The sequence below is a fragment of the Curtobacterium sp. PhB172 genome, assembly GCF_003752545.1.
Taxonomy (GTDB): domain Bacteria; phylum Actinomycetota; class Actinomycetes; order Actinomycetales; family Microbacteriaceae; genus Curtobacterium.
Map to the genome: position 1 here is coordinate 383,577 of NZ_RKIF01000008.1, position 14,373 is coordinate 397,949.

The 14,373-nt window shown below is 71.6% G+C and carries 13 protein-coding genes; 6 read left to right on the plus strand and 7 right to left on the minus strand.

What is annotated here, in order from left to right; translation table 11 throughout:
- Nucleotide 1 precedes the first annotated feature (1 nt).
- Genes nadC through EDF42_RS11555 form a run of 4 tightly spaced genes read right to left on the minus strand, consistent with a single transcriptional unit; the run spans nt 2 to nt 4,594 of the window.
- Nucleotides 2–880, minus strand: a complete 879-nt coding sequence (gene nadC / locus EDF42_RS11540; RefSeq protein ID WP_123338802.1) for a carboxylating nicotinate-nucleotide diphosphorylase — start codon at nt 878–880, stop codon at nt 2–4.
- Complete coding sequence (locus EDF42_RS11545; RefSeq protein WP_123672397.1) at nt 877–2,577, minus strand: L-aspartate oxidase; 1,701 nt, start codon at nt 2,575–2,577, stop codon at nt 877–879. Before EDF42_RS11545 ends, nadC begins: the two co-directional genes overlap by 4 nt.
- Nucleotides 2,578–2,615: 38 nt before the next feature.
- Nucleotides 2,616–3,887 (minus strand): quinolinate synthase NadA, encoded by a 1,272-nt coding sequence (gene nadA / locus EDF42_RS11550; protein ID WP_123338800.1) that lies wholly within the window; start codon nt 3,885–3,887, stop codon nt 2,616–2,618.
- Nucleotides 3,888–3,895: 8 nt separating this feature from the next.
- Nucleotides 3,896–4,594: an NrtR DNA-binding winged helix domain-containing protein gene (locus EDF42_RS11555; protein ID WP_111084339.1), complete on the minus strand. Its 699-nt coding sequence runs from the start codon at nt 4,592–4,594 to the stop codon at nt 3,896–3,898.
- 166 nt (nt 4,595–4,760) lie between these two features.
- Here EDF42_RS11555 and EDF42_RS11560 point away from each other — a divergent pair, with 166 nt between their 5' ends.
- The 3 genes from EDF42_RS11560 (at nt 4,761) to EDF42_RS11570 (ending at nt 7,945) form a co-directional block, all read left to right on the plus strand.
- Complete coding sequence (locus EDF42_RS11560) at nt 4,761–5,042, plus strand: acylphosphatase (RefSeq protein ID WP_228509678.1); 282 nt, start codon at nt 4,761–4,763, stop codon at nt 5,040–5,042.
- A gap of 132 nt (nt 5,043–5,174) precedes the next feature.
- A complete protein-coding gene (locus EDF42_RS11565) occupies nt 5,175–6,656 on the plus strand; it encodes an MDR family MFS transporter (protein ID WP_123338799.1) in 1,482 nt (493 codons plus the stop codon).
- A 41-nt stretch (nt 6,657–6,697) separates the two neighbouring features.
- Nucleotides 6,698–7,945, plus strand: coding sequence for an FAD-binding protein (locus tag EDF42_RS11570; protein WP_123672398.1), 1,248 nt, complete (start codon nt 6,698–6,700; stop codon nt 7,943–7,945).
- Nucleotides 7,946–8,071: 126 nt separating this feature from the next.
- Here the strand turns inward: EDF42_RS11570 and EDF42_RS11575 are convergent, their stop codons facing one another.
- Nucleotides 8,072–8,566: a 2'-5' RNA ligase family protein gene (locus tag EDF42_RS11575; protein WP_123672399.1), complete on the minus strand. Its 495-nt coding sequence runs from the start codon at nt 8,564–8,566 to the stop codon at nt 8,072–8,074.
- Nucleotides 8,567–8,712: 146 nt separating this feature from the next.
- Here EDF42_RS11575 and EDF42_RS11580 point away from each other — a divergent pair, with 146 nt between their 5' ends.
- The 3 genes from EDF42_RS11580 to EDF42_RS11590 are packed head-to-tail and all read left to right on the plus strand — an operon-like array spanning nt 8,713 to nt 11,404.
- The gene (locus EDF42_RS11580; protein ID WP_123672400.1) at nt 8,713–9,666 is read left to right on the plus strand and encodes a MetQ/NlpA family ABC transporter substrate-binding protein; all 954 of its coding nucleotides are present in this window, start codon (nt 8,713–8,715) and stop codon (nt 9,664–9,666) included.
- Nucleotides 9,666–10,736: a methionine ABC transporter ATP-binding protein gene (locus EDF42_RS11585; RefSeq protein WP_123672401.1), complete on the plus strand. Its 1,071-nt coding sequence runs from the start codon at nt 9,666–9,668 to the stop codon at nt 10,734–10,736. The genes EDF42_RS11580 and EDF42_RS11585 overlap by 1 nt, the downstream gene beginning before the upstream one ends.
- Before the next feature lie 50 nt (nt 10,737–10,786).
- Entirely contained in the window at nt 10,787–11,404 is a 618-nt protein-coding gene (locus EDF42_RS11590) for a methionine ABC transporter permease (protein WP_111084480.1), read from the plus strand.
- 548 nt (nt 11,405–11,952) lie between these two features.
- Here the strand turns inward: EDF42_RS11590 and EDF42_RS11595 are convergent.
- Together EDF42_RS11595 and EDF42_RS11600 are read right to left on the minus strand one after the other, a co-directional pair.
- Entirely contained in the window at nt 11,953–12,729 is a 777-nt protein-coding gene (locus EDF42_RS11595) for an endonuclease/exonuclease/phosphatase family protein (protein WP_111084345.1), read from the minus strand.
- A 152-nt stretch (nt 12,730–12,881) separates the two neighbouring features.
- The gene (locus EDF42_RS11600) at nt 12,882–14,291 is read right to left on the minus strand and encodes an MFS transporter (protein ID WP_221180444.1); all 1,410 of its coding nucleotides are present in this window, start codon (nt 14,289–14,291) and stop codon (nt 12,882–12,884) included.
- Nucleotides 14,292–14,373 lie beyond the last annotated feature (82 nt).

A 14,373-nucleotide genomic window follows, 5' to 3' on the forward strand; every position in this document is an offset into this window, starting at 1 on the left:
GTCAGTCCCCGGCCGCCACCGCGATGTCGAGCCCGAGGTCGAGCGCCCGAGCCGAGTGCGTGAGCGCCCCGACCGAGATGACGTCGACCCCGGTCGCGGCGATGGCCGCGACGGTGTCGAGGGACACCCCGCCCGACGCCTCGACGAGCGCACGACCCGCGACGATGCCGACACCCGTCTCGAGCTCGGCCGGCGTGAAGTTGTCGAGCATGATCGTGTCGACGCCCGCCGCGACGACGGGCTCGATCTGGTCGATGCGGTCCACCTCGACCTCGACGTGCACGGTGTGCCCGAGTCGCTGCCGTGCTGCGGTGATCGCGTCGCCGATGCCGATGCCGCCGGCGAGCAGCACGGCCAGGTGGTTGTCCTTGGCCAGCACGGCGTCGGACAGCGACGTGCGGTGGTTGTGCCCGCCGCCGCAGCGCACGGCGTACCGCTCGAGCGCGCGGAGGCCGGGCGTGGTCTTCCGGGTGTCGACGATCCGCGCCGAGGTGCCCGCTGCGGCCGCGACGTGGGCCGCGGTGGCGGTGGCGATGCCCGACATGCGCTGCACCAGGTTCAGCGCGACCCGCTCGGCGCGGAGCACCGAACGCGCCGACCCCGTCACGGTGGCGAGCGTGTCGCCGGCGGTGAACGCGGACCCCTCGTCGGCGTGCAGGGTCGCCCGGATCGACGGGTCGACCGCGTGCATGACCGCCACGAAGACGGTCCCGCCGCTCAGCACTCCGGGCTCGCGGGCCGCGAGCGTCGCCGTCGCGGTCGCGTCGGCTGGGATGAGCGTCTCGCTGGTGACGTCGCCCCAGGGCGCGTCCTCTTCCAGCGCGGTCTCGATGACGCGGCGCAGGGCGTGCGGCGGGATGGTGCCGGGGTCGATGGTCATGCGGGAACCTCCTGCGGAACGGCGATGTGTCGAGTGACCGTCTCGGCGACCCAGGCGTACGAGGCCGGGGCTGCTGGATCGGTGTCGGGGTGGTCGGTGCGGGCGTGGGCTCCGCGGGACTCCGTGCGGGTCTCGGCGGCGAGCGCGACCAGCCGTGCCAGGTCGAGCAGTGCGCGGTCCTCGTGCTCGCGCACGCCGCCGGTGGCGGGCGCGGTGAGCGCGTCGAGCTCGCGCCGGGCGCTCGCCAGTCCGGTCGCGTCACGCAGCAGCCCGACGCGGTCGGTCATGACGGCCTGGACCGCCTGGCGGACGTCGGTGGACCCGTCACGGTGATCCGGGCCTCCCGGCCAGGCCTGACTGGGCCCACGCCTGCCGGTTCCGGCGCGCTGCGGAGCCTGCGGAGCGGCGTGACGGCCGAGCAGGTGGGGGGAGGCGCGGATCACGTCCGCCGCTCGGGGAACGCTGGTCACGCGCAGGTCTGCGTTCCCCCGCAGGCGGAGCAGGCCGGGCCGGGGTCCGGCGACCGCGTCCGCTGCGCGGACCGCGAAGACGAGTCCCTCGAGCAGGGAGTTCGAGGCCAGTCGGTTCGCTCCGTGGACCCCGGTGCATGCGGCCTCGCCGATGGCCAGCAACCCCGGGAGGCTGGTGCGCCCCTCGGCGTCGGTGGCGATGCCGCCCATCGAGTAGTGGGCCGCCGGGGACACCGGCACCCCCTGTCGGGTCCAGTCGAAACCGGCCGCACGGGTGGCCCGGGTGAGTCCGGGGAACCGTCCGGTCAGGAAGTCCGCGCCGAGTCCGGTGGCGTCGAGGAGCACGGGTGCGCCGCCCTGGTCGCGGACGGCGGCGGCGATGCCGCGGGCGACGACGTCGCGCGGTGCCAGCTCGGCGTCCGGGTGCACCGACGTCATGAAGCGGCGTCCGCGTGCGTCGCGGAGGACGGCTCCCTCGCCGCGGACGGCCTCGGAGACGAGACCTCCGTCCGGCACCGCGAGGCGGGTCGGGTGGAACTGGACGAACTCCAGGTCGGCGACCACCGCTCCGGCACGCCACGCGGCGGCCACGCCGTCCCCCGTCGCCACGAGCGGGTTGGTGGTCTCGCGGTACAGGTGTCCCGCTCCCCCGGAAGCGATCACGACGGCGTCGGCGTCGATCCGTCGGGGTTCACCGAGCAGGTCGAGGACGTCGATGCCGACGACGGTGCCATCACGCACGACCAGGTCGGTGAGGCAGGTGCGCTCGAGGATCGTGACGTGCTGGCGGTGCAGCGCGTCGATGAGCGTGCGCTCGATCGCCGCGCCGGTCGCGTCGCCGTCGGCGTGCACCACGCGCCAGCGTCCGTGCGCGGCTTCGCGCCCGCGGGCCAGGTCGTCGCCGTACCGGTCGAGCGCCGACGGGTCGGTCGAGCGGTCGAACGGCACACCGAGGGCGAGCAGGTCGCGGACCCGCGCCGGACCGTCGGTGCAGAGGACCTCGACGGCGCGCACGTCCGCGCTGCCGGCCGCCGCGACGTGGGTGTCGGCCTGGTGCAGTGCCGGCGAGTCGTCGGCACCGAGCGCCACCGCGACCCCGCCCTGGGCGTACGCGGTGGCACTGTCGGCGAGCGCACCCTTCGTCACCAGCGTGACGTCGTGGACGGCGCTGGCACGGATCGCTGCGGTCAGACCGGCGATGCCGGAGCCGACGATGACGACGTGCACGGTGGTCTCCCTCGGTCGTTCGGGTTCGGGCTCGGGGGTCAGCCGCGGGGCTTGGCCGCGAGCATGCGCTCGAGCGCGACCTTGGCGTCGGCCTGGACCTCGGCGGGGACGACGATCTCGTTGAGGACCTCGCCACGCACCAGGGCCTCGAGCACCCAGGCGAGGTAGCCCGGGTGGATCCGGTACATCGTCGAGCACGGGCAGACGACCGGGTCGAGGCAGAAGATCGTGTGCTGCGGGTACTCGGCGGCGAGCCGGTTCACCATGTTGATCTCGGTGCCGATCGCGAACGTGGTCGGTTCGGTGGCCGCGGCGACGGTCTTCCGGATCAGGTCGGTGCTGCCGGCGTGGTCGGCGGCGTCGACGACGGCCATCGGGCACTCCGGGTGGACGATGACCTGGACACCGGGGTGCTCGCGTCGGGCCTGGTCGATCTGGTCGACCGTGAAACGGCGGTGCACCGAGCAGAAGCCGTGCCAGAGGATGACCTTCGCCGCTTCGAGGTCGCTCGTCTCGTTGCCGCCCAGGGGCTTCCGGGGGTTCCACATCGGCATCAGGTCGGTGCTGATCCCCATGGCCTTGGCGGTGTTGCGACCGAGGTGCTGATCGGGGAAGAACAGCACGCGCTGCCCGCGCTCGAACGCCCACTCGAGCACCGTCGCGGCGTTCGAGCTGGTGCAGACGATGCCGCCGTTGCGCCCGCAGAACGCCTTCAGGTCGGCAGCGGAGTTCATGTAGGTGACGGGGATGACGGGCACCCGGCCGTCGGCGTCGGGCTCGGTGCCGTAGACGGCGGTCAGCTCGGCCCAGGCGGCCTCGACGCTGTCGATGTCGGCCATGTCCGCCATCGAGCAGCCAGCGGCCAGGTTCGGCAGGATGACGCGCTGGTCGTCGCGGGCCAGGATGTCGGCGGTCTCGGCCATGAAGTGCACGCCGCAGAACACGATGGCCTCGGCGTCGGGCTTCGTCAGCGCCGCGTTGGCGAGCTGGAAGGAGTCACCGAGGAAGTCCGCGTGCCGGACGACCTCGTCCCGCTGGTAGAAGTGCCCGAGGACGACGACCCGGTCGCCGAGCGTCGCCTTCGCCCGCTCGATGCGCGCGTGCAGCTCGTCGGTCGGCGCGGTCTTGTACTCGTCCGGCAGCACGCCCTGGCGCGGTGCGCTGGTCGGGATGACGTCGGTCATCGACGAGCCCGGGCCGTACCCGGGCCGGGAGTCGAAGTCCCACGTGGGCATGGCGAGGTCGGGCGTGCAGGTGCTGCCGCCGGCCTTGCCGTTCGAGATGAGGTCGATGGTCGTCGCGATGGACACGGTGGTTCCTATCGGTTCTGCGGTCGTGTGCCCTGCTGCAGCGGGCCGTTGTCCGCGTAGGCCAGGTCGGGGTTCGAGCGGTACAGCCGGGCCGGACGGTGCCGACCCCCGCTCGTGGTCTCGTCGGTCGGCAGGATCGCGTCGGTCTTCTCGACCTGCCGACGGAAGTTCGCGGGGTCGAGCGCGCGCCCGAGCACCGCCTCGTACACCCCGCGCAGCTCGGCGAGGGTGAACCGGTCCCCCAGGAAGGCCTGGGCGATGCGGGAGTACGACATCTTGGTGCGGAGCCGCCAGAGCGCGTACTCCACGATCCGGTCGTGGTCGAAGGCGAGCGGCGGGTGCTCGTCGGCGAGGAACCAGCGGACGTTCCAGTCGTCCGGCACGACGTTCGCCTCGTCCGGGTGCACGAGCGCCCAGTACACGATCGACACCACCCGGCTCGGTGAGCGGCCGACGTCGCCGAACGCGTAGAGCTGTTCGAGGTAGCGGGGCTGGACGTTCGTCGTCTCGCGCAGGCGGGCTGCGGCGGAGTCCTCGAGTCCCTCGTCGACGCCCACCCAGCCGCCGGGCAGCGCCCACGATCCCTCGAACGGTTCGGCCACCCGGCGCACCAGCGGCATCCACAGCGCCGGTGCCCCGGTGTCGGGGTGCGGGCGCAGCGCGACGATCACGGTCGAGACCGCGACGCGGATGCCTGCTTCGTCCATGGTGGACCTTAATGTCAATCTGACTCGAAGTGTTCGGGTTGCGATGACACTATCACCGCTGCGCGGTGTGTTGCGCCCGTGAGGGACTCCGGGTCGTCACGAACCGGAAACAGATCGTCACGAGGCCGAAAACTCCGGGAGGCCCCGCGTGGATACGGTGAGGACCATGACGACGGTGACGAGGATGCATGCCGTGGTGTCGGGGACCGTCCAGGGGGTCGGGTTCCGGTACTGGACGGCACGGAAGGCCGACGGGCTCGACCTCGTCGGGTACGCCAGGAACCTCTGGGACGGCACCGTCGAGGTCGAGGCCGAGGGGCCGTCGGTCGCGGTGGAGACGTTGATGGAGTGCCTGCGGAGCGGGCCGCCGTCGGCCACCGTGACGGACGTCGACCTCCGGCCGGTCGTGCCGCACGGCGACGCCGACGGGTTCGCGATCCTGCACTGACCCGCCGACACCGACCGTTCACCTGCGGATGTCGGTGCGGAGCGGAATAATCGAATCCACTCAGGCGGTTGCCCTGTCTGCGCGTTCTGCGCCACCTCGTTCCACCAGTCGTGATCCACCAGGAGCTCCCGCATGACCCAGGCCGTCGATTCCGCCCCCCGCACGGGAAGCGTCTCGCAACCGACCGCTGCCGAGACCCGACTCGTGATCGGGCTGCTGCTCGTGTCCGCGTTCGTCGTCATCCTCAACGAGACGATCATGGGCGTGGCGCTGCCGCGGCTGATGGACGACCTCGACATCAGTGCGGCGACCGGGCAGTGGCTGACCACCGGCTTCCTGCTCACCATGGCGGTCGTGATCCCGATCACCGGGTTCCTGCTGCAGCGGTTCAACACCCGCCCCGTCTTCGTCTGGGCGATGGGCCTGTTCTCGGCCGGCACCCTGATCGCCCTGCTCGCACCCGGGTTCACGCTGCTGCTCGTCGGCCGCATCGTCCAGGCGAGCGGCACCGCGATCATGATGCCGCTCCTGATGACGACGGTGCTCACCCTCGTCGACCCGGCCCACCGTGGCCGCATCATGGGGAACATCTCGATCGTCATCTCGGTCGCGCCGGCCATCGGCCCGACGATCTCCGGGCTCATCCTCAACGCGTTCTCGTGGCGTTGGCTGTTCGGCTTCGTCCTGCCGATCGCGATCGCCGCGCTCATCCTCGGCATGGTGAAGGTCCGCAACGTCTCGACGCCCCGCCGGGCACCGCTCGACGTGTTCTCGGTGATCCTGTCCGCGTTCGCGTTCGGTGGGATCGTCTACGGCCTGTCCAGCATCGGCGAGGCCGGCACCACCGGCCTGTTCGTCCCGGTCACCGCGCTCGTCGTCGGTGCCGTCGCCCTGGCGGTCTTCATCGTCCGACAGACCCGACTGCAGCGCACCGACAGCGCCCTGCTCGACCTGCGCACCTTCCAGACCCGCGGCTTCACCGTCCCGATCGTCGCGATGGCGCTGAGCTTCATGGCGATGTTCGGCACGCTCATCCTGCTGCCGATCTACCTGGAGCGCGTCCTCGGGCTCGAGGTCCTGAACGTCGGACTGCTGCTGCTCCCCGGCGGGCTGCTCATGGGGCTCCTCTCCCCCATCGTCGGGCGCATCTACGACCGTCGCGGACCGCGCGTACTGCTCATCCCCGGCTCGATCATCGTCAGCGCGGTGCTCTGGGCGCTCTCCACGGTCGGCGTGGACACCAGCGTGTGGTTCGTCCTCGGGGCGCACGTCGTGCTGAGCATCGGCCTGGCGCTCACCTTCACCCCGCTGTTCACGGCGGCGCTCGGTGGCCTGCCCCCGAAGCTCTACTCGCACGGCAGCGCGGTCCTCGGCACGGCGCAGCAGCTCGCCGGAGCCGCCGGCACCGCTCTGTTCGTCACCCTGCTCACGATCGGCGCCGCCACGGCAGCGACCGGCGCGGGTGCGGACGCCGTGGCCGCTGCGACCGCCTCTGGTGTGAAGACCGCGTTCATGGTCGGCGCGGTGATCTCGCTGTTCGGCATCCTGGCATCGGTCTTCGTCACCCGTCCGGCGGTGCCCGAAGGCGCGCCGACGCCCCCGCCCGCGCACTGACCGCGGTGCCGCCCACGGGTCCACGTGGCATCGTGGGCGGCATGCGGTCGACGGCGAGCGAACTGAACTGGTCCGGCACGGTCACCTACACGGCCGAGCAGGTGCTCCGACCGCGCTCGATCGACGAAGCGGCCGAGGTCGTCGCACGCTCCCCCCGGGTGCACGGGCTCGGCACCCGGCACTCGTTCAACGACTCCGCCGACGCTCCGGGCGTCCTGCTCGACCTGACCGCGATCCCCACCGACCTGGTCGTCGACCCCGAGCGGCGGACGGTGGCCCTCGGAGCCGGCACCCGCTACGGCGTCGTCGCTCCCGACCTCGACCGCGCCGGGCTCGCGCTGCACAACATGGGCTCGCTCCCGCACATCTCCGTCGGCGGCGCGGTCGCCACCGGCACCCACGGCTCCGGCACCACCCTCGGCTCGTTGACCACCGCGGTCCGGTCCCTCGAACTGCTCGGTCCCGACGGTTCGCTCCGGACCGTCGACCGCACCGACCCGGCGTTCCCCGGGACCGTCCTGCACCTCGGGCTGTTCGGCATCGTGACCCGGGTCACGCTCGACCTCGAACCCACGTACCGGATGCGGCAGGACTCGTACGGGCCGTTCCCGTGGAGCACGTTCACCGACCACGTCGCCGCAGTCCACGCAGCCGGGTACTCGGTGTGCGCTTACACGGTCTTCGGCGACGAGATCAGCGAGGCGCTCGTGAAGTCCCGGGTGCCCGACGGCGCCGACGACGTCGCCGTGCCGGGCGACCTGTTCGGCGCACCCCGGCTGCCCGGCTCCCCCGGCGACGGCCACCACACGGCGCGCGACGGCTCGGTGGGACCGTGGTGGGACCGGCTGCCGCACTTCCCCATCGAGTCCGTGCCGAGCCACGGGTCCGAAGTGCAGAGCGAGCACTTCGTCCCGCTCCGGCACGCGGCGGCGGCGCTCGACGCCCTGCGCGGGCTGGCCGACCGCATCCAGCCGCACCTGCACGTGTGCGAGCTCCGGACGATGGCGGCCGACGGCCTCTGGTTGAGCCCGACCCAGGGCGAGGACGTGCTCTGCATCGCGTTCACCTGGCAGAAGCACCCGGAGGCGGTCGCCGCGCTGCTGCCCGACCTCGAGGCGCGGCTCGCACCGTTCGACGGGCGACCGCACTGGGGCAAGATGAGCTCGCTCGACGGCGACGCGATCGCGGAGCTGTACCCACGGGTGGCGGACGTCCGTGAGCTGATCGCACGAGCCGACCCGGACCGGACGTTCGCATCCGCGTTCGGCGAGCGGGTGCTGCGGGCCTGACCCGCGCCTCCAGTCCGACGCCCCCGCGCCCCTGCACACCCGCGCACCCGCGCACCCGACGCCCCGGAACCAGGTTCCGCAGTCCCTTTGCCGTCCGGGAGGCCCGGGGCCGGTCCGCAGCGCGCGTCAGCGCAGGCGGGTGACCACCTTCACATCCCCGTCCCAGTGCCGGAGACCGCCCACGGTGAGCACCTCGGGCAGGGGCGCGTCCGCAGCGAGGACCCGGAGCGCCGCCGGCAGGTCGACGTCGCGGATCCGCCGAGCGAGGGTGACGTGCGGTGCCCACCGTCCGGGCAGCGACGAGTCGAGCGAGCCCGGAGCGGCGGTGTCGACCGCGCGGTGGAAGCGGGCGAGTCGCTCGTCGACGACCACGCCGAGGCCGAGCACGTGCCGACCGGGCCCGGCCGGGAAGAGCAGGAGACCGGCGACGCGCAGGGCCTCGGGTACGGCGACGTCGAGGTCCGTCGGGACGGCAACGGCCTCGCCGGCCACGAGGGTGACGTGCGGGTCGTTCGTGCCCGAGTGGCCGAGGCTCGGCAGCTCCGCGGCGACGAGGGTCTGCCAGAGCGCCCGGACCGCTCGGTCCGAGGGGCCGTCGAGGACGAGTTCGATGCTGCGCACGTACCGAGTGAACCAATGCACCCCGTGACGGCGATGTAACACGGCGGAACGGAACTCGCACCGGGGACCCGCTCCCGTCACACTCGACTCCACGCCGCGGACCACCGCGGCTCCCCCGCACAGCACGGCCCACGAGGAGCACCAGCATGTCCGCAGCCCCCGCACTGCCCGAGAAGCCGAAGGGCAAGCGCCCGATCGGCTGGATCATCGCCGCCGTCATCGTCGTCGTGGCGATCGTCGTCGCCGTCATCGTCGGAGTCGTGCGCTCCGGTGGCGACAGCGGTGGCGCTGCCGCCGGTGACGCTGCGCCGAAGACCGTCACCATCGGTGTCTCGGACAAGTCGCTGCCCTACTGGAACACCTACGTGAAGGCCGCCAAGGAGCAGCTCAACGTCACCGTGAAGCTCCAGAACTTCTCGGACTACTCGCTGCCGAACCCTGCGCTCAAGGACAAGCAGATCGACATCAACCAATTCCAGCACATCCAGTACCTGGCGAACTACAACGTCACCTCGGACGACGACCTGCAGCCGATCGGCGCGACGGCCGTCTACCCGCTGCCGCTGTACTCGACGAAGGTCTCCGACGTCGCCGACTTCGAGGACGGCGCGAAGGTCGCGATCCCGAACGACGCCATCAACGAAGCCCGTGCGCTCCTGGTCCTGCAGGCCGCTGACCTGCTCGAGCTCAAGGACGGCGGCAACGCCTTCTCGACCACGGCCGACATCACCTCGCACAAGGTCGACGTGCAGACGCTCGACGCCTCGCAGACCGCGAACGCCCTGCAGCAGGGTTCCGTCGAGGGCGCGATCGTCAACGTGAACTACGCCACCTCGGCCGGGCTCGACACCAAGGACGCGATCTTCCAGGACGACCCGAAGAGCGCCTCCGCCGCCCCGTACGTGAACGTCTTCGCCGTCCGCGACGCCGACAAGACCAACAAGACGTACCTCGACCTGGCGAAGCTGTTCCAGGACGACGCCGTGCAGAAGGTCTTCGCGAAGGACTACCCGGACGCCGTCCCGAGCGACGAGAGCGCCGCCTCGCTGCAGAAGGAGCTCACCACGGTCGAGTCCGACGCGAAGGCGGCAGCGGAGTAGTGCCGGTCCTCGTCGAACTCCGCGGCGTCTCGAAGCACTACCGCCGCGCCGACACCGGCGAGACCGTGGTGGCCGTCGAGGACGTCTCCCTGGACGTGCACCAGGGAGAGGTCCTCGGCGTCATCGGGTACTCCGGTGCCGGCAAGTCCACCCTGGTCCGTCTGGTGAACGCCCTCGAGCTGCCCAGCTCCGGGACGGTCACCGTGGCGGGCAGCGAACTGACGGCGATCCCCGAGCGGGATCGCCGTCTGGCGCGTCGCAACATCGGGATGATCTTCCAGCAGTTCAACCTGTTCCGGTCCCGCACCATCGCCGGCAACGTCGCGTACCCGCTCAAGGTCGCCGGTGTGCCGAAGGACGAGCGCGACCGTCGCGTGGCCGAGCTGCTCGACTTCGTCGGGCTCCTCGAGCGCGCCCACGCCTACCCGGAGCAGCTGTCCGGCGGTCAGAAGCAGCGCGTCGGCATCGCGCGGGCCCTCGCGGCGTCGCCCGACCTGCTGCTCGCCGACGAGGCCACCAGCGCCCTCGACCCGGAGACCACCTCCGAGGTGCTCGGGCTGCTCCGCCGGGTGAACAAGGAACTCGGCGTCACGATCATCGTCATCACACACGAGATGGACGCCGTCCGCCAGATCGCCGACCGCGTCGCCGTGATGGAGCAGGGTCGCGTCGTCGAGGTCGGGGACGTCTACGACGTGTTCTCCACGCCGAAGACGGGCGCTGCGCAGCGGTTCGTCCGCACCGCGCTGCACGATCGCCCATCGGTCGACACGCTGGCTCGCCTGCGGGAACGCCACCCCGGGCGACTGGTGACCGTGCAGATCACCGACGAGGCCGGGCTGCAGAACCGGATCGACGCGGTGTTCCGGTCCGCCGGGGTCACCGCCGAGCTCGTCTACGGCGGGGTCGGTGAGATCCGCGAGCGCCGGATCGGGTCGCTCACGTACGAGCTGACGGCCGGTGCCAGTGCTGGTGCTGGTGCTGGTGCTGGTGCACCGGACGCCATCGACCGCGCCGTCGCCGCCCTGCGCGCCGACGGGGTCACGACCGACGAGGAGGCAGCAGCGTGAACAACTCGTTCCAGAGCGTGATCGACACGTTCGACGTCTTCCTCGCCGCCATGCGCGACACCATCGTGATGTCGCTCGTGTCGCTCGTCATCGCCGGCGTCATCGGGCTCGCCCTCGGGCTGCTGCTCTACGCGACCCGTCCGGGCAACCTGCTCGGCAACCGCACCGCGTACACGATCATCAACGTCGTCGTGAACCTGGTCCGGCCGATCCCGTTCGTGATCTTCCTCGCCGCGATCGCCCCGCTGTCGCGCGTCGTGGTGCAGACCACGATCGGCGTGCCCGCGGTGACCTTCGCGATCTCGCTGGCCGCGGCCTTCGCCGTGTCGCGCATCGTCGAGCAGAACCTGCTCGCGGTCGACCCCGGCGTCGTCGAGGCGGCTCGAGCATCGGGTGCGCACCCGATCTCGATCCTGCTGACCGTCCTGATCCCCGAGGGCCTCGGGCCGCTCATCCTCGGCTACACGTTCATCTACATCGGCATCGTCGACATGACGGCGCAGGGTGCGTTGATCGGTGGCGGTGGACTCGGCGAGTACGCGATCACCTACGGATCGCAGCGGTACGACTGGTGGATCGTCTACGTCTCGGTGGCGGCGATCGTCGTCATCGTGCAGCTCGGCCAGTTCGTCGGCAACCGGCTGGCGCGCGCGACCTTGCGTCGCTGACGCGGGCGCGCCGCGCGCGGCGTGTGCTGCGACCTCGCCACGTGCCCGTGGTCGTGACTGCCTGGAGGCCCGGTGCCGGTTCCTTGAACCGGCACCGGGCCTCCAGCGCGTTGCCGGGTTGCGGGCGCACCCCGCGTCGTCCGCCGAGCGGTCTCGGGCTTTCACGACGCGCCGCTCACGTCCGCCGGGGTTCCACGACTTGCCGCACGCGATACGCCGAGGTTCCACGAACGCCCGCTGGGGCCCCCGAGGTTCCGAAATCTCGGAGTGTCGGGGCAGCGGCCCGGGCGGGCGGGACGGGCGGAAGGGGCGGGACGGGACGTGCCCCGGGCGGGCCGGGCGGGCCGGGACGTGCCCCGGGCGCCGCTCGGAGCCGTCCTTGCTCGGTCCGGTCGCCGAGGTTCCACGACTCGCCGCATGCGATCCGCCGAGGTTCCACGAAGGCCCGCTGCGAGCGCCGAGATGCCGAGATTTCGGAACCTCGGGAGCAGCGGCGCGGGGCGCGGGCGGGCGCGGTCGCGGTCGCGGGGCGCGGGCGGGCGCGCGGGTCAGGCGGCCGGGGACTCCACGGTCTCGATCGTGCCGGTCGCTCCGGGGTGCTCGTAGTGTGCGCGCACCAGGATCGGACGGTGGTCGGAGATGCCCGCCGGCAGGGTCTCGACGCCGGCGATGTGCAGCCCGACGCTCGTGGCGAAGTCGAAGTGGCCCGTGAACTTGCGGTAGCGCAGGTACGTCGGCTGGTCGGACAGCGACAGTGCGAACCCGCCCTGCTCGATCTTGCGGCGCAGGTTCGTCTGGAACCAGGGGTAGTTGAAGTCGCCGACCATGACCGCGGGGACGTCCTTCGCGAGCTCGCGGAGGAACTGGTGGGCCGCCTCGATCTGCTTGCGACGCAGCGAGTTCGTCGCGGTCAGCGGTGAGGCGTGGAACGAGGCGACGACGACCTCGGCGTCTGCCTCGGTGTCGCGCAGGTGCATCGCGATGAGCCGTTCGTGTGCGGGTGCGAGGACCCGGTCGTGCAGGGACTTCTGCAGCGAGTGGATGCTGAAGTCCTGCACCTCGAAGCGGTCGTCGCGCTTGTAGATGGCGAGTCCGAGGCGGTTCGTGCGGGTCGACGCGGCGAGCGACAGCCCACCGATCGACGGGGCCAGGTCGTTGCTGTCGCACTCCTGCACGCAGAGGACGTCGGCGTCCGAGGCCTCGGCCAGGGCGGCGAGTTCACCGTTCGCGGTGTGCTCGCGGAGGTTGTAGCTGACGACCCGGAGGGCAGTGGGCGGCACGCCTGCGTCGGTGGCGATCGTGCTCTGCTGTTCTGGCGCGGCCATGCTGCCTTCCTGTCCGGGTGGTCCGGGTCACCCTGCCGCGGCAACCGTACTCGGCGTTCGCAAACGGATGCTGAGACTGTAACGCCTGTCGGGTTTCGCGCGTGTGACCGTGACGGAAACGGACAGTCGTGGGCTGCGCGGAACCGCCCGGGTCAGGCGCGGACCCGGCGGGCGGGGCGGACGGTGTCCCCCGCTGTGCGGCTCATCAGGATGCCCTCGACGCACGCGACGGCGAGCAGCGCCGCGATCACCCAGAACGCGACGGTGTACGGGCCGTCGCCACCGAGCCCGCCGGCTGCGCGGATGACGACCGCGGCGACGGCGACGCCGAACCCGGCGGCGGTCTGCTGCAACGTCGACGAGAGCGTGTTGGCCGGGGTCATGTCCGCCTGCTCGACGTCGGCGAAGGCGATGGTGTTGTACGCCGTGAAGCCGACGGAGCGGGCGGCGCCGCTGACGACGAGCAGGACCGCGAGCAGCCAGAACGGGGTGGCCTCGGTCATGAACGCCATCGCGACGACGGTCAGCGCCGCGACCGCACTCGACACGATGATCACCGGGCGGTAGCCGAACCAGCGCAGGAACGGCGTCGTCATCGGCTTGATGCCGAGGTTGCCGACGAAGACCCACAGCACGGCGGACCCGGCGAGCACGGCGCTCCAGCCCCAGGCGTCCTGGAACAGCAGCGGGAGCACGAACGGCACCGCGGAGACCGCCAGGCGGAACAGGCTGCCGCCGGCGTGCGACACCCGGAACGTCTCGAGCCGGAACGCCTCGAGCCCCATGATCGGGTGCGGCGCCCGGCGGAAGTGCCGGATCGCGAACCAGCAGCAGACGGCACCGACGACACCGGACACCACGACGGCCAGGACCGGGATGACGTCGAGCGCGAGCAGCGACGCCATCACGACGAGCGACCCGAGGCCGAAGCACGCGAGCAGCGACCCGAACCAGTCGAACGGCACACGCTGCGCGGCGCGCTCCTGCGGGACGAGCACGAGCGCGGCGACGAACGCGATGACGCCGAGCGGGATGTTGATCAGGAAGATCCAGTGCCACGTCAGGGTGTCGACGAGCACGCCGCCGATGAACGGGGCGATGATCGGCGCGGCCAGGGCGGGCCAGGTGAGGATCGCGATCGCCGTGACGAGCTGCTCGCGGCCGGCGCTCCGGAGCACCACGAGGCGGCCGACGGGCACCATGAGCGCACCGCCGAGCCCCTGCAGGATGCGCCAGAGCGTCAGGTCGACGAGGCCGGTCGACATCGCGCAGAGTGCCGACGCGATCGTGAAGAGCGCGATCGCGCCCGCGAAGACGGTGCGGGACCCGATCCGGTCGGTGAGCCAGCCGGACACGGGGATGAAGACCGCCAGGGTGACCAGGTACGCGGTGATCGCGACGCCGACGGCGGCCGAGTCGACGCCGAGGTCGCGTCCCATCGCGGGCGCCGCCGTCGCCAGGATCGTGCCGTCGAGGAGCTCCATGAAGAAGGTCCCCGCCACGAGCACGGCGACCGCCGTGCTGCCCGTCCGCCGTCTGGGTGTCGTCATCGTCGTCGCCATGTCGCGTCAAAGGCTATGCCCGGTGCCGGGTCGTGGGGGGATCGTGTCAGGAGGTTCCGCGATCGTGTTGTGCATTGCAGAA